This is a genomic window from Franzmannia qiaohouensis, assembly GCF_031451695.1.
GTDB lineage: Bacteria > Pseudomonadota > Gammaproteobacteria > Pseudomonadales > Halomonadaceae > Franzmannia > Franzmannia qiaohouensis.
In genome coordinates, this window is sequence record NZ_JARWAM010000006.1 from 1 (window position 1) to 22,457 (window position 22,457).

24 protein-coding genes are annotated in these 22,457 nt (G+C 68.1%); 2 read left to right on the forward strand and 22 right to left on the reverse strand.

Translation table 11 applies throughout. The features are described 5' to 3' along the window. Positions 1-544 (reverse strand): electron transfer flavoprotein subunit beta/FixA family protein (locus QC821_RS09045; protein ID WP_309719947.1); only part of this gene is annotated, 544 nt, incomplete at its 3' end. A 234-nt stretch (positions 545-778) separates the two neighbouring features. Between QC821_RS09045 and QC821_RS09050 the strand changes: the two genes are divergently transcribed. Then, a complete protein-coding gene (locus QC821_RS09050; protein WP_309719950.1) occupies positions 779-2,443 on the forward strand; it encodes an electron transfer flavoprotein-ubiquinone oxidoreductase in 1,665 nt (554 codons plus the stop codon). Positions 2,444-2,519: 76 nt separating this feature from the next. Here the strand turns inward: QC821_RS09050 and QC821_RS09055 are convergent, their stop codons facing one another. From QC821_RS09055 to QC821_RS09140, 18 genes are all read right to left on the reverse strand, one after another. Then, positions 2,520-3,617, reverse strand: coding sequence for a DegT/DnrJ/EryC1/StrS family aminotransferase (locus tag QC821_RS09055; protein WP_309719953.1), 1,098 nt, complete (start codon positions 3,615-3,617; stop codon positions 2,520-2,522). A 2-nt stretch (positions 3,618-3,619) separates the two neighbouring features. Next, positions 3,620-4,588: a Gfo/Idh/MocA family oxidoreductase gene (locus tag QC821_RS09060; RefSeq protein WP_309719956.1), complete on the reverse strand. Its 969-nt coding sequence runs from the start codon at positions 4,586-4,588 to the stop codon at positions 3,620-3,622. Positions 4,589-4,638: 50 nt separating this feature from the next. Beyond that, positions 4,639-5,460: a sulfurtransferase gene (locus QC821_RS09065; RefSeq protein WP_309719959.1), complete on the reverse strand. Its 822-nt coding sequence runs from the start codon at positions 5,458-5,460 to the stop codon at positions 4,639-4,641. Next, positions 5,457-7,676, reverse strand: a complete 2,220-nt coding sequence (locus tag QC821_RS09070; protein ID WP_309719961.1) for an ATP-dependent helicase — start codon at positions 7,674-7,676, stop codon at positions 5,457-5,459. Before QC821_RS09070 ends, QC821_RS09065 begins: the two co-directional genes overlap by 4 nt. After that, positions 7,673-8,215, reverse strand: a complete 543-nt coding sequence (locus QC821_RS09075; RefSeq protein ID WP_309719964.1) for a DUF1285 domain-containing protein — start codon at positions 8,213-8,215, stop codon at positions 7,673-7,675. The genes QC821_RS09070 and QC821_RS09075 overlap by 4 nt, the downstream gene beginning before the upstream one ends. A gap of 26 nt (positions 8,216-8,241) precedes the next feature. Beyond that, positions 8,242-9,087 (reverse strand): TatD family hydrolase, encoded by an 846-nt coding sequence (locus QC821_RS09080; protein ID WP_309719966.1) that lies wholly within the window; start codon positions 9,085-9,087, stop codon positions 8,242-8,244. A gap of 39 nt (positions 9,088-9,126) precedes the next feature. Next, the gene (locus QC821_RS09085) at positions 9,127-9,462 is read right to left on the reverse strand and encodes a PilZ domain-containing protein (protein WP_309719969.1); all 336 of its coding nucleotides are present in this window, start codon (positions 9,460-9,462) and stop codon (positions 9,127-9,129) included. A 29-nt stretch (positions 9,463-9,491) separates the two neighbouring features. Then, positions 9,492-10,478 (reverse strand): DNA polymerase III subunit delta', encoded by a 987-nt coding sequence (locus QC821_RS09090; protein WP_309719972.1) that lies wholly within the window; start codon positions 10,476-10,478, stop codon positions 9,492-9,494. Beyond that, on the reverse strand, positions 10,475-11,200 hold the full coding sequence (gene tmk / locus QC821_RS09095) for a dTMP kinase (RefSeq protein WP_309719974.1): 726 nt from the start codon (positions 11,198-11,200) through the stop codon (positions 10,475-10,477). Before tmk ends, QC821_RS09090 begins: the two co-directional genes overlap by 4 nt. A gap of 80 nt (positions 11,201-11,280) precedes the next feature. Beyond that, positions 11,281-12,282, reverse strand: a complete 1,002-nt coding sequence (gene mltG, locus QC821_RS09100) for an endolytic transglycosylase MltG (RefSeq protein WP_309719976.1) — start codon at positions 12,280-12,282, stop codon at positions 11,281-11,283. A gap of 24 nt (positions 12,283-12,306) precedes the next feature. Then, the gene (gene pabC, locus QC821_RS09105) at positions 12,307-13,104 is read right to left on the reverse strand and encodes an aminodeoxychorismate lyase (RefSeq protein WP_309719980.1); all 798 of its coding nucleotides are present in this window, start codon (positions 13,102-13,104) and stop codon (positions 12,307-12,309) included. Positions 13,105-13,113: 9 nt separating this feature from the next. Continuing rightward, on the reverse strand, positions 13,114-14,352 hold the full coding sequence (fabF, locus tag QC821_RS09110; RefSeq protein WP_309719982.1) for a beta-ketoacyl-ACP synthase II: 1,239 nt from the start codon (positions 14,350-14,352) through the stop codon (positions 13,114-13,116). Between the two features lie 245 nt (positions 14,353-14,597). Then, a complete protein-coding gene (gene acpP, locus QC821_RS09115) occupies positions 14,598-14,831 on the reverse strand; it encodes an acyl carrier protein (RefSeq protein WP_016414620.1) in 234 nt (77 codons plus the stop codon). Between the two features lie 139 nt (positions 14,832-14,970). After that, positions 14,971-15,711, reverse strand: coding sequence for a 3-oxoacyl-ACP reductase FabG (gene fabG / locus QC821_RS09120; protein ID WP_309719990.1), 741 nt, complete (start codon positions 15,709-15,711; stop codon positions 14,971-14,973). A gap of 46 nt (positions 15,712-15,757) precedes the next feature. Further along, positions 15,758-16,714, reverse strand: coding sequence for an ACP S-malonyltransferase (gene fabD, locus QC821_RS09125; RefSeq protein ID WP_095622125.1), 957 nt, complete (start codon positions 16,712-16,714; stop codon positions 15,758-15,760). A gap of 5 nt (positions 16,715-16,719) precedes the next feature. Beyond that, complete coding sequence (plsX, locus tag QC821_RS09130) at positions 16,720-17,814, reverse strand: phosphate acyltransferase PlsX (protein ID WP_309719999.1); 1,095 nt, start codon at positions 17,812-17,814, stop codon at positions 16,720-16,722. Between the two features lie 36 nt (positions 17,815-17,850). Then, entirely contained in the window at positions 17,851-18,021 is a 171-nt protein-coding gene (gene rpmF / locus QC821_RS09135) for a 50S ribosomal protein L32 (RefSeq protein WP_010627954.1), read from the reverse strand. Positions 18,022-18,053: 32 nt separating this feature from the next. Further along, positions 18,054-18,581: a YceD family protein gene (locus QC821_RS09140; protein WP_095622123.1), complete on the reverse strand. Its 528-nt coding sequence runs from the start codon at positions 18,579-18,581 to the stop codon at positions 18,054-18,056. 149 nt (positions 18,582-18,730) lie between these two features. Between QC821_RS09140 and QC821_RS09145 the strand changes: the two genes are divergently transcribed. Next, the gene (locus tag QC821_RS09145; protein ID WP_309720011.1) at positions 18,731-19,327 is read left to right on the forward strand and encodes a Maf family protein; all 597 of its coding nucleotides are present in this window, start codon (positions 18,731-18,733) and stop codon (positions 19,325-19,327) included. A gap of 235 nt (positions 19,328-19,562) precedes the next feature. Here QC821_RS09145 and sppA read toward each other — a convergent pair whose 3' ends face one another. Genes sppA through rluC form a run of 3 tightly spaced genes read right to left on the reverse strand, consistent with a single transcriptional unit; the run spans position 19,563 to position 22,354 of the window. Beyond that, positions 19,563-20,660, reverse strand: coding sequence for a signal peptide peptidase SppA (gene sppA, locus QC821_RS09150; RefSeq protein WP_309720014.1), 1,098 nt, complete (start codon positions 20,658-20,660; stop codon positions 19,563-19,565). 42 nt (positions 20,661-20,702) lie between these two features. After that, positions 20,703-21,353 (reverse strand): HAD-IA family hydrolase, encoded by a 651-nt coding sequence (locus tag QC821_RS09155; RefSeq protein ID WP_309720016.1) that lies wholly within the window; start codon positions 21,351-21,353, stop codon positions 20,703-20,705. Between the two features lie 41 nt (positions 21,354-21,394). Then, positions 21,395-22,354, reverse strand: a complete 960-nt coding sequence (gene rluC, locus QC821_RS09160) for a 23S rRNA pseudouridine(955/2504/2580) synthase RluC (RefSeq protein ID WP_095622119.1) — start codon at positions 22,352-22,354, stop codon at positions 21,395-21,397. Positions 22,355-22,457: the final 103 nt, after the last annotated feature.

Sequence of the window (22,457 nt, forward strand, 5' to 3'; positions counted from 1 at the left end):
CGTTCAAGCGCAGGTCGGTGGTGACGATGGCCGGCAGCGTGAGCTCGACGGTCTGCAGGCCGCCGTCGATCTCGCGGGTCACCGCGACCTTGTCGCCGTCGACCGCCACCTCGGAGGCGAAGGTGCCCTGGGGCAGGCCGCTAAGCGCGGCGAGCATCTGGCCGGTCTGGTTGTTGTCGGTGTCGATGGCCTGCTTGCCGAGGATGACCAGCCCCGGCTGCTCGTCTTCCACCACCTTGGCCAGCAGCTTGGCCACCGCCAGCGACTCGACCCGTTCGTCGGTCTCGAGGTGAATGGCGCGGTCGGCGCCCAGCGCCAGCGCGGTGCGCAGCTGCTCCTGGGCGGCCTTGGGGCCGACGGTCACCGCGACCACCTCGGTGGCCACGCCCTTCTCCTTGAGCCGTACGGCTTCTTCCACGGCGATCTCGCAGAAGGGGTTCATGGCCATCTTGACGTTGGTGAGGTCGACGTCGGAGTGATCCGGCTTGACGCGGATCTTGACGTTGTAGTCGATGACGCGTTTGACCGCGACCAGTACCTTCATAGTGTCCTCGCTTGGTTCACTCGCTGAAGTCGTGGATCGGCAGCGACTGGCATGCACCTGGCCGAGCGTCGCTTACCGCCCTAAGTAGGGGTGTTGCAGTGCGTCTATTATGCATATCATGGCCAACAACTAGAAGCAAACGACCGTTTTAATCGGAAACCGATATAACCTGTTATGCAGACAGCGATTCAAGCACAATGGCAGGTAGCGACCAGACCGTGAAGGAGACAGCAGGTGGAACACGTAGAACGCGATTCGATGGAGGTCGACGTAGTCATCGTCGGCGCCGGGCCCGCGGGGCTGTCGGCGGCCTGCCGCCTGATGCAGCAGGCCAATGAGGCCGGCCAGGAACTCACCGTGTGCGTGGTGGAGAAAGGCTCCGAGGTGGGCGCGCATATTCTCTCCGGCGCAGTCTTCGAGCCCCGCGCCCTGGCAGAGCTGTTCCCCGACTGGGAGGAGCGCGGTGCCCCGCTGACCACACCGGCGATTCGCGACGAGCTGTATCTGCTCAAGGACGCCGACAAGGCCCAGAAGCTGCCCAATGCGCTGGTGCCCAAGAGCATGCACAACACCGGCGGCGACATCCAGCGCTACGTGATCAGCGCCGGCAACCTGTGCCGTTGGCTGGCCGAACAGGCCGAGAGCCTCGGCGTGGAGATCTTTCCCGGCTTCGCCGCCCAGGAGACCATCGTCGAGGATGGCGCGGTCAAGGGCATCCTGATCGGCGACATGGGCGTGGCCGCCGACGGCCAGCCCAAGGACGGCCATATGCCCGGCATGGAGCTGCGCGCCAAGTACACCCTGTTCGCCGAAGGCGCCCGCGGCCATCTCGGCAAGCGGCTGATCGAGCAGTACGACCTCGCCGCGGGCCGCGACCCCCAGCACTACGGCATCGGCCTCAAGGAGCTGTGGGACGTGTCCGCCGACAAGCACGAGCCGGGCCTGGTGCTGCACGGTTCCGGCTGGCCACTGGCCAAGGATACCCACGGCGGCTGGTTCCTCTACCACGCCGAGAACAGCCAGGTAGTGGTGGGCCTGATCATGGATCTCTCCTACCAGAATCCCTGGCTGTCGCCGTTCGACGAATTCCAGCGCATGAAGCACCACCCGCAGCTCAAGCAGTACCTGGACGGCGGCTCGCGAGTCGCCTACGGCGCCCGGGCGATCACCAAGGGCGGGCTCAACTGCCTACCCAAGATGACTTTCCCCGGCGGGCTGCTGATCGGCTGCGACGCCGGCACCCTCAACTTCGCCAAGATCAAGGGCCTGCACACCGCCATGAAGTCGGGCCTGGTGGCCGCCGAGAGCGTTTACGAGGCGCTTGCCGCGGGCGACGAAGGCGGCCAGGAGCTGACCGCCTTCACCACCAAATGGGAAGCCAGCTGGGCCTACGCCGAACTCAAGGAGAGCGCCAGCTTCGGCCCGGCGATCCACAAGTACGGCACCGTTGGCGGCGGCGCCTACAACTTCCTCGACCAGCTGCTGGGCGGCAAGCTGCCGACTGTCCACGACACTACCCCGGACCATGCGGCGCTCAAGCCGGCCAGCGAGTTCGAGAAGATCGACTACCCCAAGCCCGACGGCAAGCTCTCCTTCGACAAGGCCTCCTCGGTGTTCCTCTCCAACACCAACCACGAGGAGGACCAGCCCTGTCATCTCAAGCTCGCCGACCCGGAACTGCCGATCCGCGACAACCTGCCCAAGTACGCCGAGCCGGCCAGCCGCTACTGCCCGGCGGGGGTCTACGAGGTCGTCGAGGACGACGCCGGCCAGCCGCGCTTCCAGATCAACTTCCAGAACTGCGTGCACTGCAAGACCTGCGACATCAAGGACCCGGCCCAGAACATCACCTGGGTGGCGCCGGAGGGCGGCGGCGGGCCCAACTATCCGAATATGTAACCCGCCGCTGGCCGGGTGTTCGAAGCGCTAAGAAGACCAATGCCACTGGCCCCAGGCCGGTGGCATTTTTTTCGGCTTACGCTCCGCGCAGGGCGTCGCCCAGGGCCTCGACTACCCTCTCCTGCTGCCCCTGTTCCAGGTAGGGGTGCATCGGCAGGCTGAGCACCCGCTCGCAGGCCGCTTCGCAGACGCTCAGCCGGCACGCCGGGTCGGCCACCGCCGGCTGGCGGTAGAGCGGCCGGGGATAGTGAATCGCCGTGGGAATCCCGGCATCATTCAGCCGCGCCGCCACCGCGTCGCGCCCCTCCAGCTGCAGGGTGTACTGGGCGTGGACGCTGACATTGCCGGGCAGCAACCGCGGGCGATCGAGCGGCAGCGCTGCCAGCAGCCGGTCATAGCGATCCGCCACCGCCTGGCGCTGCGCCACCTCCGCATCGAAGTCGTCGAGCTTGACCAGCAGGATCGCCGCCTGCAGCGTATCCAGACGACTGTTCATGCCCAGCTGCAGATGCCGGTAGCGCCCCGCGTCGCCGTGGTTGATCAGGCGCCGCAGGCACGTCGCCAGCGCCTCGTCGTCGGTGAACAGGGCGCCCCCGTCGCCGTAGCAGCCCAGCGGCTTGCTGGGAAAGAAGCTGGTGCAGGCCACCCGGCTAAGGCTGCAGGAGGCACGGCCATGGCGGCGGGCGCCAAAGCTCTGGGCGGCATCCTCTATCACCGCCAGCCCGTGGTGCTCGGCCAGCTTGGTGATCGCCTGCATATCGGCGCACTGGCCGAACAGCGAGACCGGCATGATCGCCCGGGTACGCGGGGTGATCAGCGCCTCCAACGCCAGGGGCTCGAGCAGCAGAGTGTCGGGGTCGATCTCGGCGTAGACGGGTTTCGCCCCGCACAGCGCCACGCTTTCGGCGCTGGCCACGAAACCGAATCCCGGCACGATGACCTCGTCGCCGGGGCCGATGCCGAGCCCCATCTGCGCCAGCTGAAGGGCCGCGGTGCCGCTGCCGCAGGCGATGCAGTGGGCTACCCCGACCCGCGCCGCGAGACGCTCCTCGAGCTCGGCCACCTCCGGACCCTGCACATAGCGTCCGTGGGCCAGCACGCCCTGGATGGCGGCGTCGAGGCGCGGCTTGAGACGCGCCTGCTGGGCGGCCAGGTCGACGAAGGCCATCGCCATGATCAGCCCCTACCGCGACCGGCATGCCGCGCCAAGCCCAGCGCACGCAGCCGCGGGTGCAGCTCGTCGTCCAGCGCCGGCGCCGGCGCTGCCTCGCGAATCGCCTGCACCGCCGCCAGACACGGGCGCACCGCCTCGATGCCAAAGCCGCGCCCGGCGAGGATCTCGCGATAGCTGACGGTATGCAGATCGGTGAACCCGGCGGAAAACTCGAACGCCTCGCCGTCGCAGGTCACCGAGCGGTAGGTAGGTTGCCGCCCGCGCACCTCCTCGGGGAGGTCCTCGGCATCGATGGACAGGAACCAGCGCACCCGTGCCCGGCGGTACTCCAGATAGCCGCTGGCCTTGTGCTCGTCGCGGTGGTGCAACACCAGTCGCCGCAAGTCGCCGAACACCATCTGCAGCATGTCGAAGAAATGGATGCCGATATCGGCCACCACCCCGAAGGAGCGCCGCGGATCGCCCTTCCAGCTCTCCAGGTACCACGGCCCGCGGGAGGTGATATAGGTGAGCTCCACCTGGTGGCAGTCGCGCCCGTCACGCTCGACCCGGTCGCGCAGTTCGTGGATCACCGGGTGGTGGCGCAGCTGCATGATCGAGTACACCCGCCTGCCACTGTCCACCTCTACCCGGCGCAGCTCGTCGAGTTGCTCGACACTGGCCGCCAGTGGCTTTTCGCAGATCACCTCGCAGCCAAGGTAGAGCCCGGCGGTGACGTGTGCGCTATGCAGATGATTGGGCGAGCAGACCACCAGATAGTCGAGGGCCTGCCCCTCGCGCTTGCGCCACCAGGCGTGCTCGAGAAAGCGCTCGAACTCGGTGAAGAAGGCGCAGTCGGTGGAGATCGAGTCGATCACGCCCACCGAATCGTTGATATCGTAGGCGGCCACCAGCCGATGGCCGGTCGCCTGGATCGCCTGCATATGGCGGGGGGCGATGTAGCCCGCCGCGCCGATCAGCGCAAAGTTCATCGCTGCCTCCCTGGCGTCCGGTGGGACGTCACAGGAGTAAAGGTAGCGGATCAGTCGCCGCGTGCCACCGGACGCGCCGGGTCTTCGATCCATCCGCTCCAGGAGCCGGCATATAGCCGCGGCAGCGGCAGGCCGGCCACCGCGTAGGCAAGGATAGTGTGGCAGGCGGTCACCCCGGAGCCGCAGTAGCTGACCAGCGCCTCGGCGCGTGGCAGCTCCGCTACCAGCTGCTCGGCGGGCTTGAAGCGGCCGCTTTCATCCAGGTTGGCAGCGCTCGGCCGGCAGCGGGCGCCGGGGATGTGCCCGGCCACCGGGTCGATGGGCTCCTCCTCGCCGCGAAAGCGCGCCAGGCTGCGCGCATCGAGCTTGAGCGCCCGCCCAGAGAACACCTCATCGGCATCGACCCAGGCCGCCTCATCGAATGCCGGCCGCCAGTCGCTGGCCCCGCGGGCGGCAGCACCTGGCACCAGCGCTCCGCCGACGGACTGCCAGGCTGCCAGGCCGCCGTCGAGCACGTAGACCTCCGGATGGCCGGCCCAGCAGGCCAGCATCCACCAGGCCCGCGCCGCGGCCAGCTGGCCGCCCATGTCGTCGAACACCACCAGCGGCCGGGACGGCGAGACGCCCAGGCGCTGCAGGGTGGCAGTGAAATCCTCGCGGCTCGGCAGTGGATGACGGCCGCCCTGCCCCGGCGCTGCCGCCAGGTCGCGATCGAGGTCAAGGTGCAGGCTGCCGGGTAGGCTCGCCTGCTGCCATAGCGCCGCGCCGGCGTCTGGCTGCTTGAGGCGTGCGCGGCAGTCGAACAGCTGCGGCGCGGAGCTGGATGCCAGGCGACATTGCAGCGTGGCGGCGTCAATCAGCGGTGATCTCATGCGGATTCTCCAAGCGGCTCCAGGGGCGCGCGCAGGGCGATCAGGCGGCGCTTGCCGGCGTGGGTGAAGCGTACTTCGATGACCGGATTGGCCGGGTCGCCCTCGACCACCTGAATCTCGCCCTCGCCGAACACCGCATGGCGTACGCGCTGGCCGACATCGAAGGCCGCCGCCGCGTAGTGGCCCGGCGGGCTGGCGACGCCGCTGGCGGCAGCGGTGACGTCCAGCGTTCGGCCGCTGGCCGTCAGGTAGCGCTCCACCAGCGCCGGCGAGACGACCGCCAACGGCGCCTGGGGCGGGTCGGCGGTGCCCAGCGCATCCGCTACCCGCTGGCAGTCATCCCAGGCACTCTCGGCAATGAAGCGGCTGGGCCGGTGCTCGCCGCCGTCGTGGACCATCAGCAGCTGCTCCCGGCCGCGCGTCATGGCGACGTAGAACAGCCGGCGCTCCTCCTCCAGGCGCTCCGGCGTCAGCGGATTGTCACGGCTATAATGGGGAAAGTCCTCCTCGTTGACGCCCCACAGTGCCACCAGCGGCCACTCCAGGCCCTTGGCGCCGTGCACGGTGGAGATCAGGATGCCGTCGGCATCGCCGGCGCTCGCCGCGGGATCGCGATCGGGCCGCTCGAGCAGCGCAATGAAGGCCTCCGGGTCATGGTCGAGCTCGGCGGCCTGCTCGATCAGCACGTCGAGCAGGCGCACATCCTCCTCGCCCTTCTCGCGCCGCGCCGCGGCGCGCTTGAGCACCTTCTCGGCATCGAGGCGTTCGACCACCTCGGCCAGCAGCCGCGACGGCGGCCAGGCAGCCAGCTTGGGCAGGTCGCAGAGCAGCGCCCAGCGGCGCTTGAGGTTGCGCCGCTGGATCGGCTTGAGGCTGGCCAGCAGCGGATCATCTCGGCTCGGCCACTGCTGCGACTCGGCGAGCCGCGTGGCCAGCGCCTGCAGCCGCTCGCGGGCCACGAAGGGCGTCGGTTGGGCGAGCAGCAGCAGCAGGTGCGCCGGGTCCTGGAGCAGCCGCGGCTGACGCGCCAGGCGCAGGTAGCCGGCCAGCGCCTGGACCAGCGGCAGCCGGAACACGAAACGGTCCTCGCGGGCCAGGCGGAAAGGCAGCCCGGCGCGCAGCAGCTGCAGCTGCACCGAGACCGACAGCGCCCAGCTGCGCACCAGGATACAGCCCTCGGCGAGACGCCGGCCGTCACGCTGCCAGGCGCCTAGCGCCTCGACCAATGCGCCGCCCCCCTGGGCCACGCTCAAGCGGGTATGCGGGTTGCCCGCCGCCGCCAGGCACAGCTGGTCGGGACGCCGCCGATTGGCGGCGATGGCATGGTTGGCCGACAGCGCCAGCGCATCACCGTGACGGAAGGTGGTCGACAGCGGGTAGTCGTGGGCGGCGCCGAAGGTGCGGGTGAAGTCCTCGAGCATGGTGTCGGGGCGCGCGCCGCGCCACTCGTAGATGCACTGGTTGGCATCGCCCACCGCCATCACCGCCGCACGCTCGCCGGCCAGCAGTGCCAGCAGCCGCTGCTGGGCTTCATTGATGTCCTGATACTCGTCGATGATGACATGGTCGAGAAAGCCCTCGACCCGCTGGCGTAGCGCGGCGTCTGCCTCCAGTGCCCGTAGCGGTCGATACAGCAGATCGGCATAAGTCATCAGGCGGTGCTGCTCGAGCAGCGCCTCGGCGGCGTCGAAGGCATCGACGAAGTGGCCGGTGTCGTCGCCAAAGTCGAGGCGCTCGTAGAGCGCCTGGGGCGCCTCCATCTCGGCCTTGACCAGCTCGCAGAAGTGGCCGAAGGCCTCGAGCCGGTCACCGTCCAGCGCCGACTCCAGCATTGCCTCGTCGCCGTGCAGACTCTGCTGCACGGCCTGGCGCAGCAGCCGCTCGCGCTGCCACTCCTGGGCCAGCAGCTCACGCGGCGCCAGCACCCCCCAGCGAGTCAGGGTGCCGGTCAGGCGATGGCCAATGGAGTGGAAGGTGCGCACGTCGGGCAGCGCCTGGCCGGCAGGCGCCCAGCGCGCCAGCTTGGCGGTGAAATCCTCCCGCGCGGCGCGGTTGAACATCAGCACCAGCAGCCGCGACGGCGCGGCCCCCTGGGCCAGCAGGTGCAGCACCCGCGCCACCATGGTGGTGGTCTTGCCGGCGCCGGCCACCGCCGCGACCCGGGCGTGGCCGCCGGTATGGCCGACCACCGCACGCTGCTCGTCGGTCAGCTTCACATTGCCTCCAGTTCGCCGAGCGGCTGCCAGTGGCCGGCACTGACCAGGCCAAGTTGCTCGCGGCCATCGATGACGCGGCTCTCGCCCTCCTCCACCAGGCGGTAGAAGACGTTGCGCCCCAGCCGTGCGGCCAGGCCAAAGCGCACCGTGACCTGCGGCACCGGCGTGCCATCCGGCGTGGCGGTGACCGTCAGCCGCTGCTGCTTACCCAGCGCCACGCGGTCGCCGACGTTGGTGGTCAGCCACCAGCTGTCGCCATCGCGCTCGGCATCGACGACCACGAAGGCGCAGTCCTCGACCGCGATTTGCCACTTCTCGGCCGGGCTGACCAGGTAGTGCTCGCCGTCCGCCTCGCGGCGCAGCAGCGTCGAGAGCAGCCTCACCAGCGCAGCGCGGCGCATCGGCGTGCCGTCATGGATCCAGTGTCCGTCGGCGCGGATGATCAGGTCCATGCGTCCGCTCAGCGCCGGGTGCCAGCGCTCGAGGGGCGGTATCGCCCCAGTGGCTTGGGTGGCGCTCAGCAGCGGCTCGAAGGACATGGCGCTCTCCCGGTGGTGCGACGCGCTCAGACCAGCCCGGCGGCGGCCAGGCTATCGCGCATCTCGGCCGGCGCATGGGGCGCCGCCTGGCGAAACAGCCGATAGAAGTTGGCGGTGGTCTGCATCGCCACTTCATCGACGCTGATGCCGCGCTCGGCGGCGATGCACTCGGCCACCTCGACCACCCAGGCCGGCTGGTTGGACGCACCGCGATGCGGCACCGGTGCCAGGTAGGGGCTGTCGGTCTCGATCAGCAGGCGATCGAGGGGGATCTGGCGCGCCAGTTCGCGCAGCGCGCCGGCATTGCGGAAGGTGATGATCCCCGACAGCGAGATATAGAAGCCGTGGCGCACCGCCTCCCGCGCCATGCCGAGGTCCTCGGTAAAGCAGTGCAGCACGCCGCCGACAGCCGGGTCGGTGTGCGCCTTGATCAGTTCCAGCGTCTCGTCCCGGGCATCGCGGGTGTGGATGATCACCGGCAGCTCGAGCTCGCTGGCGGCGATCAGCTGGCGGCGAAAGCGCTCGCGCTGGACCTCACGGCTGGGTACCGTCTCGGGCGAGCGCTGCAGGTAGTGATAGTCGAGGCCGCATTCGCCGATGGCTACCGCCGTGAAGCGCTCGGCCACCTCCTTGATGGCCTCGACGCTAGGCTCCTCATCCACCCGGTGCAGCGGGTGCACGCCGGCAGAGATCACCACGTCGTGGTGGTCACGGGCAATGGCGGCGACCGCGGGGACCTCCTCGAGGGTCACGCCGATAGCCAGAAACTGTCTTACCCCACGTTCTCGGGCAGCGTCCAGCGCGGCGCCGAGGTCGCCGTCGAAGGCGCTGAGGTCGAGTCGGTCGAGATGGCAGTGCGAGTCTACGAACATGCGCTGAGATACCAGATCGATGAGTGAAGAGCGGCGGCGCTAGAGGGTATAGGTCCCGGCACCCTTGTCCAGCTGCCCCGCCAGATGCGTTTCGATGCGATCGCGAACGGCCTTGTCGTCGGCGCTGAAGTGCACGCCGATCCCCGGCCGACGGCGCCCCGAGACCCCCGGCGGCGAGATCCACACCACCTGTCCGGTGACCGGCAGGCGATCGCTCTCGCCGGGCAGCGTGAGCAGCAGGAAGACCTCCTGGCCGAGCTCATAGCGGGCCTCGGTGGGCACGAAGATGCCGCCGCGTTCCAGCGACGGCATATAGGCCTGCAGCAGCGTCGGCACGTCGGGAATCGGCAGTGACAGGGCTTTCTGAGCGGCCATGGGCGATGCCTCTTGGGTATCCGGGGGAGTCACGAACGCAGCAGCGCCGACCAGCGCACCAGCCAGGCTTCCAGCACCAGCTGAGGATTGGGATTACCGCCCACCGCCAGCAGGTGGCGCTGCTCCTGAGCATAGTCGAGCAGCCGGAACCAGTCGTGGATGCGCGCGTTCTTGACCGCCTGGCGATAGAGCGGCAGCAGGTCGGGATTGCGCAGCTCGCGGCGGTCTCCCGACAGCCCCAGCCGAATCAGGTCCTCGAGCCAGGCGATACCGTACCACAGGATGCGCTCCACCGATTGCCCCGAGAGCCGCGAGGCCTCGGCCACCGGTTCGGCACCGCGCACCAGCGCATCGAACAGCTCGTGCAGGGTCTGGCGCAGCGCCCGCGCCTCGGGTTCGGCCATCTCGCGGGCCAGCAGCGGCAGCCCGCCCGCGGCCGTGAGCCAGAACGGCGCTTCATCGGCATCGCCGAGTTCCGCGCCGAGCCACTCCAGGCACGCCGCCGCCGGCGGTATCGCCAAGTTCCACTGCTGGCAGCGCGAGCGAATGGTGGGCAGCATGCGCGAGGGGATATCGGCCAGCAGCAGGAACAGGGTGCGCTCGCCGGGCTCCTCGAGGCTCTTGAGCAGGGCATTGGCCGCCGCCACGTTCATCGCTTCGGCCGGCTGCAGCACGATGACGCGATAGCCGCCCTGTTGGGCGGTCTGGTTGACGAAGCCGTTGACCTCGCGGATCGGGTCGATGCGGATCTGGCGACTCTTCTCCACCGGCGACACTCGCAGCAGGTCGGGGTGGTAACCCGAGGCCAGCATTGCGCAGCTGTGACAGCGGCCGCAGGCCAGCGCGCCGGGCGCCTGACACAGGCTGCGCGCCACCAGCGCCTCGGCCAGCTCCTGCTTGCCGACGCCGTGGGCACCGCTGAGCAGCAGCGCATGGGGCAGGCGCCCGGCGTCCTGCTGGGCGGTGAGTCGCTCCCACAGCGCCTGCTGCCAGGGATAAGGCGCGGGGACGCTCATGGCGAGGCCTCCAGCAGTGCTGCCAGGCGCTCACCGAGCTGGGCCTGAACGGCGTCGAGCGACCCGCCGGCATCGATCACCGCGATGCGCTCGGGCGCCTGGGCGGCGCGCGCCAGGTAGGCCTCTCGTACGCGGCTGAAGAACGCTTCGCGCTCCTGCTCGAAGCGGTCCGGCTGCGAGCCGCGCGTGGCCAGGCGCTGGCGGGCCGCGGCAACCGGCATATCCAGCAGCAGGGTCAGGTCGGGGCGCAGCTGGCCCTGCACGAAGTCTTCCAGGGCCGCGATGCGCGCCGCCGGCAGGCCGCGCCCGCCGCCCTGGTAGGCGAAGGTGGCATCGGTGAAGCGGTCGCACACCACCCAGGCGCCTCGCGACAGCGCCGGGCGGATCACCCGCGCCAGATGCTGGGCGCGGGCGGCGAACACCAGCAGCAGCTCGGCATCGTCGTCCAGCGGCTCGTCGCTGGCAGGGTCGAGCAGCAGTTCGCGGATCGCTTCGGCGCGCGGCGTGCCGCCCGGCTCGCGGCTGCGTACCACCTCGATGCCGCGGGCGCTGAGCCAGTCGCAGACCCAGGCCATGTTGGTGGTCTTGCCGACCCCTTCGCCGCCTTCGAGGGTGATAAAACGGCCTTTCTCTTGAGATCGACTCCGCTCCAGACTTTCTTGGGGACAAGCCTCCGAGGAGGCGCTATGAATACCTCCCTGTACGCTACCTACGCCATCCATGGCGTAGGACCTCCTTTCCGGCTTGTCCCCAGCGTCTGTCGCTAACCGATTTGAGTCGTTATGACGCATGCCCACTCCAATCAGCGATTCCGTATATACCGATTGACCGCGTTATTGTGCTCGCGCAGCGTACGGGAGAAGTGATGGGTGCCGTCGCCCCGGGAGACGAAATAGAGCGTCTCGCCGGGCAGCGGGTTGACCGCGGCCTCGAGCGAGGCTCGCCCGGGCATGGCGATGGGCGTCGGCGGCATGCCGTCGATCACATAGGTATTGTAGGGCGTGGCTTCCTGCAGGTCGGCGCGGGTGATGCGCCCATCATAGCGCTCGCCCATGCCGTAGATCACCGTGGGGTCGGTCTGCAGCCGCATGCCGGTCTGCATGCGTCGCTTGAACACCCCGGCGATCTCGCGGCGCTCTTCCGGCGCGCCGGTTTCGCGCTCGATCAGCGAGGCCATGATCAGCGCCTCATAGGGCGAGTCGATGGTCAGGTCGTCGTCGCGCGCCTCCCACACCTCTTCCAGCACCCGCTCCATACGGCTCAGTGCCTGCTGAAGGATCTCCAGGTCGCTGACGCCCTTGTGGTAGCGATAGGTATCGGGGAAGAACCAGCCCTCGGGATGCACGCCCTCGCGGTCGAGCAGCGCCATCACCTCGTCGTCGGAGAGGCCTTGGGTGCGATTGTCGAGCTTGGGGGCGTTGTCGAGCAGCTGGCGCATCTGGCGGAAGGTCCAGCCCTCGGGAATCGTCAGCGGATAGGTGACCACCCGGTCACTGCCCAGCAGCTCGATCAACTCGCGGCCGCTCATGTCCGGCTCGAGCATGTACTCACCGGCGCGCAGGCGCGGCACCGACTCGGGTTCGATCCGCGTCAGCAGGCGAAACGCCCAGTCGTCGGCAATGATCCCACGCGCCGCCAGGTCGGCCACCACGCGATTGTAGCCGGCACCGCGCGGCACCTCGTAGAGGGTGTTCTCGGCCACCGCCAGGGGCGCCTCGAGTCGCGATTCCCAATAACGATAGCCCCCATAGACGGCGGCTGCCGCCACCACGACCAGCAACAGCAGGCCCTTGACCACTCGCATCTCGTGTCCTCGATCAATTGCGTCTCAGCGTATCGCCGGATAGCCCAGCAGCGCGTGCCCGGCATCCTGCAATAGGCGGTGATGTGCGTCCAGCGTCCAGCGACGCAGGCAGGCTCCTTCGGCGTCGTCGAGCTGCACCAGCGGCCATACGCCCTGCAGCGAGTTGCCCAGCCATACCGCCTCGGCGTCGAGCAGCGCTTCCGGGTCGGCCTCGACCTCGCTGATGGCCAGTGTCGACAGCAGCGCATCACGCAGGGTCCCGGCCACACCGCAGTGCGCCAGCCGCGGGCTCTCGAGGCGTCCCTGGCGCGACCAGAACAGGTTCATGCAGGTCGCCTCGACCAGTTGCCCGTGGCTGTCGCTGAGCAGCCCCTCGGCGATGGCGTCGTCCTGCCACTCGCCTCGTGCCAGCACGTTCTCCAGGCGGTTGAGGTGCTTGATCCCGGCCAGTGCCGGCTGGCGCCCCAGGCGCAGCCGGCAGTGGCGCACCCGCACGCCGTCACGCCAGCGCTCGGGCTGCGGGGCAAAGGCGGCAAGCTGCCAGCGTAGCCGCGGTGACGGCGCAGCCGGCGGCCGGTACCCTCGCCCGCCGCTGCCACGGGTGACGATCAGCTTGAGCACGGCGAGCCCGGCTGGCGCTTCGGCACAGCAGGCGCGCAGGGTTTCGGCGTCGGGCGCGGTGAATCCCAAACGCTCGGCGCCTCGCTGCAGACGCGCCAGGTGCTCGCGCCACAGCAGCGGCTGGCCGTCACGCAGTAGCACGGTCTCGAACAGGCCGTCGCCATAGGCCAGGCCGCGATCGTCCAGGGGCAGCGGCTCCACGCGGCTGCCTCAGGCCCGGGTGAAGATCAGCGAGCCGTTGGTACCGCCAAATCCGAACGAGTTGGACAGCGCCACGTCGATCTTCATCTCGCGGGCGGTGTGCGGTACGTAGTCGAGGTCGCAGCCCTCCTGGGGGTTGTCCAGGTTGATGGTCGGTGGCGCGACCTGATCGCGGATCGCCAGCACGCTGAACACCGCCTCAACCGCCCCGGCGGCTCCCAGCAGATGACCGATCATCGACTTGGTGGAGCTTACCGCCACCGATTCGGCGCCACTGCCCATGACCTTTCTGACCGCGCGGCTTTCGGCGAGATCGCCGGCGGGCGTGGAGGTACCGTGGGCGTTGATGTAGTCGATGTTGGCGGCGTCGATGCCGGCGTCGCGCACCGCATTCTGCATCGCCAGCGCCGCACCGCGGCCATCTTCCGGCGGCGCGGTCATGTGGTAGGCGTCATCGCTCATGCCGAAGCCCTTGAGTTCGGCGTAGATGGTCGCCCCGCGCGCCTTGGCGTGCTCGTACTCTTCGAGCACCATCACACCGGCGCCGTCGGAGAGCACGAAACCGTCGCGGTCGCGATCCCAGGGGCGGCTGGCCGCGGCAGGATCGTCGTTGCGCGTCGACAGCGCACGCGCTGCCGAGAAACCGCCCAGACCGAGCGGCGTGGTGGCCATCTCGGCGCCGCCGCAGATCATCACGTCGGCATCGCCGTAGGCGATGGTGCGGGCGCTATAGCCGATATTGTGGGTGCCAGTGGTACAGGCAGTGGTAATCGCGATATTGGGGCCGCGAAAACCGTGCTGGATCGCCAGGTTGCCGGAGATCATGTTGATGATCGATCCGGGCACGAAGAATGGTGAGATGCGCCGTGCACCGCCCTTGTTGAGGGCGTTATGGTTGTGTTCGATCATCGGCAGCCCGCCGATCCCCGAACCGATTGCCACGCCGATGCGATCGGCGTTTTCCTCGGTGCACTCGAGGCCGGCGTCGCTGATAGCCTGCGCTCCAGCGGCCACGCCATACTGGATGAACAGGTCCATCTTGCGCGCGTCCTTGGGGTTCAGATAAGGACTGATATCGAAGTCCTTCACCGAGCCGCCGAAGCGCGTGTTGAAGCCGCTGACATCGAAATGCTCGATGGCGGCAATGCCGCTCTTGCCGGCCACAATATTCGCCCAACTCGCGTCGACGGTGTTACCCACCGGCGTTACCAGACCGAGCCCGGTCACCACGACCCTTTTCCGAGACATCAGCTCTCCTCCAAACACCCTTGATGGCACGGCCACGCCAAGCAGGCTGCGTGCCGTTTTGCGCGCATTATACCTGAACCTGAGCGGCCTGTGGCCGTCGCTGGAACATCCCCGCAACGGTCACGTCGAACCGGCTGTCAGCGGGCGTCAGCGCCATACGAAAACGGGAGCCGTCCTGCTGGCAGGACGGCTCCCGTAACGGCCACTGGCCGCGATCCGACAGCGCAATACGCTGACGTCACACCTTACTGGTGAGCGTTGACGTAGTCGATCGCTTCCTGAACGGTGGTGATCTTTTCGGCTTCTTCGTCGGGAATTTCAGTATCGAATTCCTCTTCGAGCGCCATCACCAGCTCGACGGTATCCAGCGAATCGGCGCCGAGATCTTCGGTGAAGGAGGAGGTGTTCTGGATGTCCTCTTCCTTGACGTTCAGGCGCTCGGCCACAACCTTCTTCACGCGCTCTTCGATAGTGCTCATTATGTGGTCACTCCAGTCGTTCAAAATAGCCGTTGAAAATCCAGCCGTTCGAAATCCGCTAGCCCAAAAAGCTGCGGGGTAGTGTATAGACCGCCCCAAGGCGACGCAACACGCGCGCCCCAAGGCGATCCGCGCGCAATCAGCGCATGTTCATGCCACCGTTGACGTGAAGCGTCTCGCCGGTGATGTAACCCGCTGTCTCGCCGGTCAGGAAACCCACCGCAGCGGCGATCTCCTCCGGCTGGCCGAGCCGCGACAGCGGGATCTGGCCAAGCAGCATCTCGTGCTGCGCCTCGGGCAAGGCATCGGTCATGTCGGTGGCGATAAAGCCCGGCGCCACATTGTTGACGGTAATGTTACGCGACGCCACCTCGCGCGCCAACGCGCGGGAAAAACCTTCCATGCCGGCCTTGGCCGCAGCATAGTTGCTCTGGCCAAGATTGCCCATGGTCGCCACCACCGAGCTGATGCTGACGATACGCCCGAAGCGTGCCTTGGTCATGCCGCGCAGGCAAGCCTTGCTGACGCGATAGACAGACTTGAGGTTGGTGTCCAGCACCGAGTCCCACTCGTCGTCCTTCATGCGCATCAGCAGATTGTCGCGGGTGATGCCGGCGTTGTTGACGAGGATGGTCGGTGCGCCGAACTCCTCGCCGATGGCCTTGATCAGCGCATCGACGCTGGCCTGGTCGGTGACATCCAGGCAGCGCCCGGCGCCCTGGATCCCCTGAGCCTTGAGATCGGCATCGATCTTCGCCGCCCCGCTTTCGCTGGTCGCCGTACCGATCACCACGCGCCCCTGGCGGCCCAGCTCATGGGCAATCGCGCGCCCGATACCGCGGCTGGCGCCGGTGACCAATGCAATTCTCGCTTCGCTCATAGCCTGTCCCGATTGAGTCATGATCCTGATCGACCGACGCCCTGCGTCAGCCCTGCTTGCCGGCCTCATGGGCCAGCTCGAGCGCCGCGCTCAGGCTGTCGGGGTCGTTGACCGCCAGCCCCTTGCTGCCGCGGGCGATACGCTTGTTGAGGCCGGTCAGCACCTTGCCCGGGCCGCACTCGATGAACACCTCGGCACCCTGGGCGGCCATCGCCTCGACGCAGGCGGTCCAGCGCACCGGACGATAGAGCTGCTCGATCAGCCGCGTGCGCAGGGTATCGACATCGGCATGCGCCAGCGCATCGACATTCTGCACCACGGTATAGCGCGGTGCACGCAGCTCGATCGCGTCCATCGCCGCTTCCAGCCGTTCGGCGGCGGGCCGCATCAGCGCACAGTGCGACGGCACCGACACCGGCAGCGGCAGCGCACGCTTGGCGCCGGCTTCCTGGCACGCCGCGATGGCGCGCTCCACTGCCGCCGCCGCGCCGGCGATCACCACCTGGCCGGGGGCATTATAGTTGACTGCCGAGACCACATCACCCTGGGCGGCCTGCTCGCAGGCCGCCTCCACGGCGGCGTCGTCGAGGCCCAGGATCGCCGCCATGGCGCCCTTGCCCGCCGGCACCGCCGCCTGCATCGCCTCGCCGCGCAGCTTGACCAGCCGTACGCCTTCGGCAAAGGTCATCACGCCGGCGCATACCATGGCGCTGTACTCGCCCAGGCTGTGACCGGCCATCGCCGCCGGGCGCGGCCCTTCGAGCTCCTGCCACACGCGCCAGATCGCCACGCTCGACGTCAACAGCGCCGGCTGAGTGCAGGCGGTGGCGTTGAGGTCCTCTTCAGGCCCCTCCTGCACCACGTGCCAGAGATCGTATCCCAGCGCGTCCGACGCCTCCTCGAAGGTCGTGCGCACTACGCTGTAGCGCTCCGCCAGCTCGCGCATCATGCCCATGTGCTGGGAGCCTTGTCCCGGGAACATGAGGGCCAGGGATTGAGTCATGGCTATCACCTCTGGGGGTTGTCTGCGTCCATTCCACGGGGATCGGCCCCGCTAACGCCTCGGCCGCACGCGACCGACGCGTTAGCACGCCGCCACTGGTCCAGCTCCCGCGCCAGGTGCTGCGGCAGCGCCTGGTCGACCTCTTGCATGGCACGCCCTACCGCATAGCCGAAACCTGCGGCATCGGCCCCGCCGTGGCTCTTGACCACGATTCCGTTCAGCCCCAGCAGGCTGGCGCCGTTGTAGCGCACCGGGTCGAGCTCACGCTTGAGGCGCCGCAGCGCCGGACGTGCCAGCAGCCCCACCAGCCGGCTACTCCAGTGGGCATCGAAGGTCGCCTGCACGCGCTCCATCAGCATTCTCGCCAGGCCTTCGCTGGCCTTGAGCACGGCGTTGCCGACGAAACCGTCGCACACTACCACATCGACCCGTCCGGAATAGATACCGTCGCCTTCGATGAAGCCGCGATAGTCGAGTCCTGACATGTCACGCAGCAGAGCATCCGCCTCGCGCACGCTGGCGCTGCCCTTGGTGCCCTCGACGCCGATATTGAGCAGTGCCACCCGGGGAGCCGCCAGGCCATCCACGCGCCGCGCCATCACCTCGCCCATCAGCGCGAAATCCACCAGCCGCGCCGCCGACGCCTCGACGTTGGCACCCAGGTCGAGCAGATAGCATCGGCCGCCCTCACGGGTCGGCACGGCGGTGCTGATCGCCGGTCGCGGGATGCTCGCCACGGTACCCAGGGCCCGCCGCGCCAAGGCCATCAGCGCGCCGGTATTGCCGGCGCTGACGCCGGCATCGGCGTGCCCGCTGGCCACGCCATCGAGCATCATCGCCATGCTGCTGTCATGCGGTGCACGCAGCGCCTGGGAGGGCTTCATGGCCTGATCGATGACGCGCGGCGCATCGCACAGCGTCAGCCGCTCTGCGACCACCTTCAGATCGGCAGGCAAGGCAGCGATTTCGGCCGCCAACAGCGGCCGAGGACCGAACAGACAGGCTGAGAGTCGTGGCTGCGAAAGCAGCGCACGCGCGGCGCCCTGCACGGTGGCGCGGGGACCGAGGTCCCCGCCCATCGCATCGATGGCGACGCGCATGATCAGCGGGCGAGATACGCCAGGTCGAACGTCGACTTAAACGTCGACGACCTTGCGGCCACGGTAGAAGCCGTCCGGAGAGACGTGGTGGCGCAGGTGGGTAGTGCCGGTTTCCTTGTCCTGGGACAGGGTCGGCGCGCTCAGGGCGTCGTGGCTACGACGCATGCCGCGCTTGGAACGGGTCTTGCGGTTCTGTTGAACTGCCATGAGATATCACTCCAGAGTGTATCGATGATGAATCAGGATTTGTCTTTCAAGGTGCGCAGCACCTCGAAAGGACTGACAGCGGACGTCTCCTCGACTGCGGACGCCTCACCGCTGGTCAGCTGGTCGCGAGAGACGCGGCACTGCGCCTCCTCGTGGTAAATCACCTGCGGCAGGCTGAGGAGCAATTCGTCCTCGAGCACGCTAAGGAGATTCAGCTGTTCGTTTTCCACCAGCACCGGCTCATGGGTGCTCGGCAGTTCGGCCGCCAGATCGTCGCTGCTGACCATGCCGAGCAGAAACCGGCTTTCGACACGCTGCGCCATTGGCGTCAGACAGCGGCGGCACGGCAGCTGCAGCTCGGCACTCAGCCAGCCGTCGATGATGCGTCGCCCCTGGGCATCGATGGCGAAGTCCAGGCGCACCTCGACATTGCCGTGCTGCTCGCCGCTCTCGGCGGCGAGACGTGCAAAGCCCTCGAGCGGCACCAGCCCCTCGAGACGTTCGCCATTGGCAGCGAGCCGGTAGGGCTCGACCTGCTGAGGAAGTCGTGTGGTCAACATAGGCGCGCAATGATAGGCACTCGCCCCGCCCCTGTCAAAGCCCTGATGCGCGGCATCGAGCGATGCTGTACAAGCCGACTCGCTGCGGGGCAGACTGACGCTCTATCATCGCGCAGATCGCGCCACTGCCCCATCTCAAGGAGAGACCTATGCCGGATCTGGTGCTTGCCTCCAGCTCGCGCTGGCGACGCCAACTGCTCGAACGCCTGGGCCTGCCGTTCAGCTGCGCCAGCCCCGACATCGACGAAACGCCACGCGCCGATGAAACACCCCAGGCGCTGGTCCACCGCCTGGCGCTGTCCAAGGCCAGCCGCCTGGCAGAGGCGTATCCCGCCCATCTCATCATCGGCTCCGACCAGGTCGCGGTCTTCGACGGCGAGATTCTCGGCAAGCCCGGCGATGCGGCCACCGCGCGCGCCAACCTGACGCGCTTTTCCGGGCAGCGGGTGCACTTCATTACCGGGCTGGCGCTGCTCGACAGCGCCCACGGCCGTCACCAGGTATCCCATGCCACCTACGACGTGGTATTTCGCCGGCTCAGCGAGGCCGAGATCGCCAACTATGTGGCCCGCGAACAGCCCTTCGACAGCGCCGGCAGCTTTCGCATGGAGGGGCTCGGCATCAGCCTGTTCGAGAAGCTCGAAGGCGACGACCCCAATACGCTGGTCGGGCTGCCGCTGATCCGCCTGTGCGCCATGCTGCGCGAGGCTGGCCTGGATCCACTGGGCGCGAGCCAAAACGACTAGGCAGCTTTTCGTTAGCGACGCGGCTTTTCCGGCGACAGGCCTACGCGGGGGCGCTGTAAACCCATCCCTGGGCGCTACCTTTTCCCTGCTACGCTTTCGCATCCCTGCTTCGCTTGCAGGACCAGGGTTGGCCATCCAGGCCAACCCGTTCGGCGAAAAGAACCCCCGCTTTGACCTGCCCCCGCCGCCGCTACCGAGTGACATCCATCGGCTCGGCGCTTTAAGCTCGGCGCTATCAGGGCAACTGATAGCGCAGCGGCGAGTGCGAGCTGGGCAGCCCCATCCACTCCGCGGCGACCCGCCCGAAGTGGCGCGAGAAGCGCTCGAAGGGATCGAGGCGCGGGGTGTAGTCGCGCAGCCGCGGCTCGTCGAGCAGCTCGCGGGCCAGGCCATCGAGGCTCTCAATGCCGTCGACCAGCCCCAGGCTCAGCGCCTGCTCGCCGCTCCATACCAGCCCCGAGAAGATCTCCTCGTCGTCGGCCAGGCGGTCGCCGCGCCCGGCACGCACGGCATCGACGAACTGGCGATGCGTGGTCTCCAGCACCTCCTGCCAGAACAGCCGCTGGCTGGGGTCGATCTCCGAGAAGGGGTCGAGAAACGCCTTGTTGTCGCCAGCGGTGAACACCCGACGCTCGACGCCGAGCCGATCAATCGCCTCTTCGAGGCCGAAGCTGGCCGACACCACCCCGATGGAGCCGACCAGGCTCGACGGCGCGACCAGGATCTCGTCTGCGGCGGCGGCGATATAGTAGGCGCCGCTGGCGCCGATGTCCTCGACCACCGCATAGATCGGCTTGTCGCCCTCGTCGCGCAGCCGCATGATCTCGTCGTAGATGCGCTGCGACTGCACCGGGCTGCCGCCGGGGCTGTTGATATGCAGCACCACCGCCGCCGCGCTGTCGCTCTCCCAGGCGCGCTGGAGCCCCTCGATGATGCGCTCGGCGTTGGCCGGCGATTCGCTGTCGATCACCCCCTTGACCTCGATCACGCCCAAATGGGATTCGCCCGGCGGCACTTCGCGGGCGGGCCAGAACAGGCCATACAGGGTAGCCGACAGCGACGCCAGGATCAGCGCGGCAAAGAAGAAGCGAAAGAACAGCTTCCAGCGTCGCGTACGACGCTGCTCGGTCAGCACGCCGCCCACCCAGCGGTCCATCATCTCGATCTGTGCCAGGCGCTGACGCTCGCGCAGGGTCTCGGCATCTTCACCCGGCGTGGCAGCCGGCTCGCCGGACCGGTCGGCGAGCGCCTCGCGCCGCTGCTCGGGGCTCAGCTCAGGCCCCTGGGTCCACTTGTCCTGGGCGGGGGGATCGTCTCGCTTGTCGTCACTCATCGGCGGTCCTGCTCATATAGTGGGTGAATCAAGACGGGCGGCTCAGGCGTGCAGCCAGTCGATCAATTCGGGGAAGGCATGGGCGGTAAAGCTTGGCTGGCAGGCGGCCAATCGCCGTGGCTCGTGGACGCCGTAGGTCACGGCGATACGATCCATGCCCAGCGCGCGGGCCATGTCGAGATCATATTCGGTATCGCCGACCATCACCGCATCCCCGACATCGACGCCGGTCTCGTCCAGGAGTTCCTCGAGCATCTGCGGGTGCGGCTTGGAGCGCGTCTCGTCGGCGGTGCGGCTGGCATCGAACCAGGCGCCGCTGCCGTTGGCGGCGAATACCCGATCGAGGCCGCGGCGGCTCTTGCCGGTCGCCACTGCCAGACGCGTGTCGCGCCCTTCGCGCAGACGTGCGATGCCCCGCTCGACGCCGGGAAAGAACTGCAGCGGCGTCTGGTCGGCGGCGCGAAAGCGCTGCGCATAGTGCTGACGAAGGGTCTCGGCGCGTGCCGCACTAATCCCCGGACACAGCTTGTCAATCGCTTCGGGCAGGCCCAGGCCGATGATGTCGCGCACCGCGGCACGGCTCAGTTCGGCGAGGCCGGTATCGCGTGCTGCGGCCTGCATGCAGTCGACGATGCGCGCCTCCGAATCCATCAGGGTGCCATCCCAGTCGAAGATGATCAGTCGATAGCGCATCGGCGCTCCTGTGTCGCAATAGAAGTAGATGTAGACGCCCGTCAGCGTGCCTTGCGGGCGCGAACCAGCACCGCCTCGAGCTCGTCGCCCAGCGGCGCCTTGATATGCACCGGTCGGCCGCTGGTGGGCTCGGGAAAGGTCAGTGCCGCGGCGTGCAGGAACAGCCGCGACAGCCCCAGCCGGCCGGCCAGATGCTGACCCTCGCGGGAGCCGTACTTGTCGTCACCGAGCAGCGGATGACCGGCATGCGCGGCATGCACGCGGATCTGGTGAGTCCGGCCGGTCACCGGCTCGGCCTCGATCAAGGTGGTGCCGGCGAAGGCTTCGCGCACCGCGAAGCGGGTCCGCGATACCTTGCCATCGGGGTCGACACGCACCCGACGCTCGCCGTTGCCGGCCTCGAAGCGGTCGAGCCGGGCACTGACGTAGTCGCGTCGCGCCGGCCAGCGACCGGCCACCAGGGCCAGATACTGCTTGTCCATCTGGCGCTGCTTCAAGGCGTTGTTGAGCGCCACCAGCGCCGGGCGCGACTTGGCCAGCAGCAGGCAGCCGGAGGTGTCACGGTCGAGGCGGTGCACCAGCTCCAGGAAGTCGAGGTCGTCACGCACCTGGCGTAGCGCCTCGATCAAGCCGATCTTGACCCCGCTGCCACCGTGCACCGCCAGTCCCGAGGGCTTGTTGATCACCAGCCAGTCGGGGCCCTCGACCAGCACGCTGCCGGCCAGCAGGTTGCGCAGGTTGTCGCTGACCTCGCGGGTCGCCTCCTCGGGGGCCAGCCGCAGCGGCGGGATACGCACCAGATCGCCGTCGACCAGGCGGTAGTCAACCTTGACGCGCTTCTTGTTGACGCGCACCTCGCCCTTGCGCACGATCCGATAGATCAGGGCCTTGGGCGCCCCCTTCAGGCGGGTTCGCAGGAAGTTATCGATGCGCTGCCCGGCCTGCGCCTGGGTCACCTCGACCCACTGTACTGCCCTGCCCACTTCTTGCCCGTCGGCCATGCCCACCTCGACTCGCTATGATGCTCGAAGGCGGCATTCTACCTTAGCCGTCGCCGCTCTGCGCCAATTGCTGGTGCCGGGCATTGCTGGTATATTTCAGGCT

Coding starts and splice junctions, on each gene's coding strand:
- QC821_RS09055 (WP_309719953.1), bottom strand. CDS start 3,617: ATGGCGATGGCCTTCGTCGACCTGGCCGCCCAGCAGGCGCGTCTCAAG.
- QC821_RS09060 (WP_309719956.1), bottom strand. CDS start 4,588: ATGAACTTTGCGCTGATCGGCGCGGCGGGCTACATCGCCCCCCGCCAT.
- QC821_RS09065 (WP_309719959.1), bottom strand. CDS start 5,460: ATGAGATCACCGCTGATTGACGCCGCCACGCTGCAATGTCGCCTGGCA.
- QC821_RS09075 (WP_309719964.1), bottom strand. CDS start 8,215: ATGTCCTTCGAGCCGCTGCTGAGCGCCACCCAAGCCACTGGGGCGATA.
- QC821_RS09080 (WP_309719966.1), bottom strand. CDS start 9,087: ATGTTCGTAGACTCGCACTGCCATCTCGACCGACTCGACCTCAGCGCC.
- QC821_RS09085 (WP_309719969.1), bottom strand. CDS start 9,462: ATGGCCGCTCAGAAAGCCCTGTCACTGCCGATTCCCGACGTGCCGACG.
- QC821_RS09090 (WP_309719972.1), bottom strand. CDS start 10,478: ATGAGCGTCCCCGCGCCTTATCCCTGGCAGCAGGCGCTGTGGGAGCGA.
- tmk (WP_309719974.1), bottom strand. CDS start 11,200: ATGGATGGCGTAGGTAGCGTACAGGGAGGTATTCATAGCGCCTCCTCG.
- mltG (WP_309719976.1), bottom strand. CDS start 12,282: ATGCGAGTGGTCAAGGGCCTGCTGTTGCTGGTCGTGGTGGCGGCAGCC.
- fabF (WP_309719982.1), bottom strand. CDS start 14,352: ATGTCTCGGAAAAGGGTCGTGGTGACCGGGCTCGGTCTGGTAACGCCG.
- acpP (WP_016414620.1), bottom strand. CDS start 14,831: ATGAGCACTATCGAAGAGCGCGTGAAGAAGGTTGTGGCCGAGCGCCTG.
- fabG (WP_309719990.1), bottom strand. CDS start 15,711: ATGAGCGAAGCGAGAATTGCATTGGTCACCGGCGCCAGCCGCGGTATC.
- fabD (WP_095622125.1), bottom strand. CDS start 16,714: ATGACTCAATCCCTGGCCCTCATGTTCCCGGGACAAGGCTCCCAGCAC.
- plsX (WP_309719999.1), bottom strand. CDS start 17,814: ATGCGCGTCGCCATCGATGCGATGGGCGGGGACCTCGGTCCCCGCGCC.
- rpmF (WP_010627954.1), bottom strand. CDS start 18,021: ATGGCAGTTCAACAGAACCGCAAGACCCGTTCCAAGCGCGGCATGCGT.
- QC821_RS09140 (WP_095622123.1), bottom strand. CDS start 18,581: ATGTTGACCACACGACTTCCTCAGCAGGTCGAGCCCTACCGGCTCGCT.
- QC821_RS09145 (WP_309720011.1), top strand. CDS start 18,731: ATGCCGGATCTGGTGCTTGCCTCCAGCTCGCGCTGGCGACGCCAACTG.
- sppA (WP_309720014.1), bottom strand. CDS start 20,660: ATGAGTGACGACAAGCGAGACGATCCCCCCGCCCAGGACAAGTGGACC.
- QC821_RS09155 (WP_309720016.1), bottom strand. CDS start 21,353: ATGCGCTATCGACTGATCATCTTCGACTGGGATGGCACCCTGATGGAT.
- rluC (WP_095622119.1), bottom strand. CDS start 22,354: ATGGCCGACGGGCAAGAAGTGGGCAGGGCAGTACAGTGGGTCGAGGTG.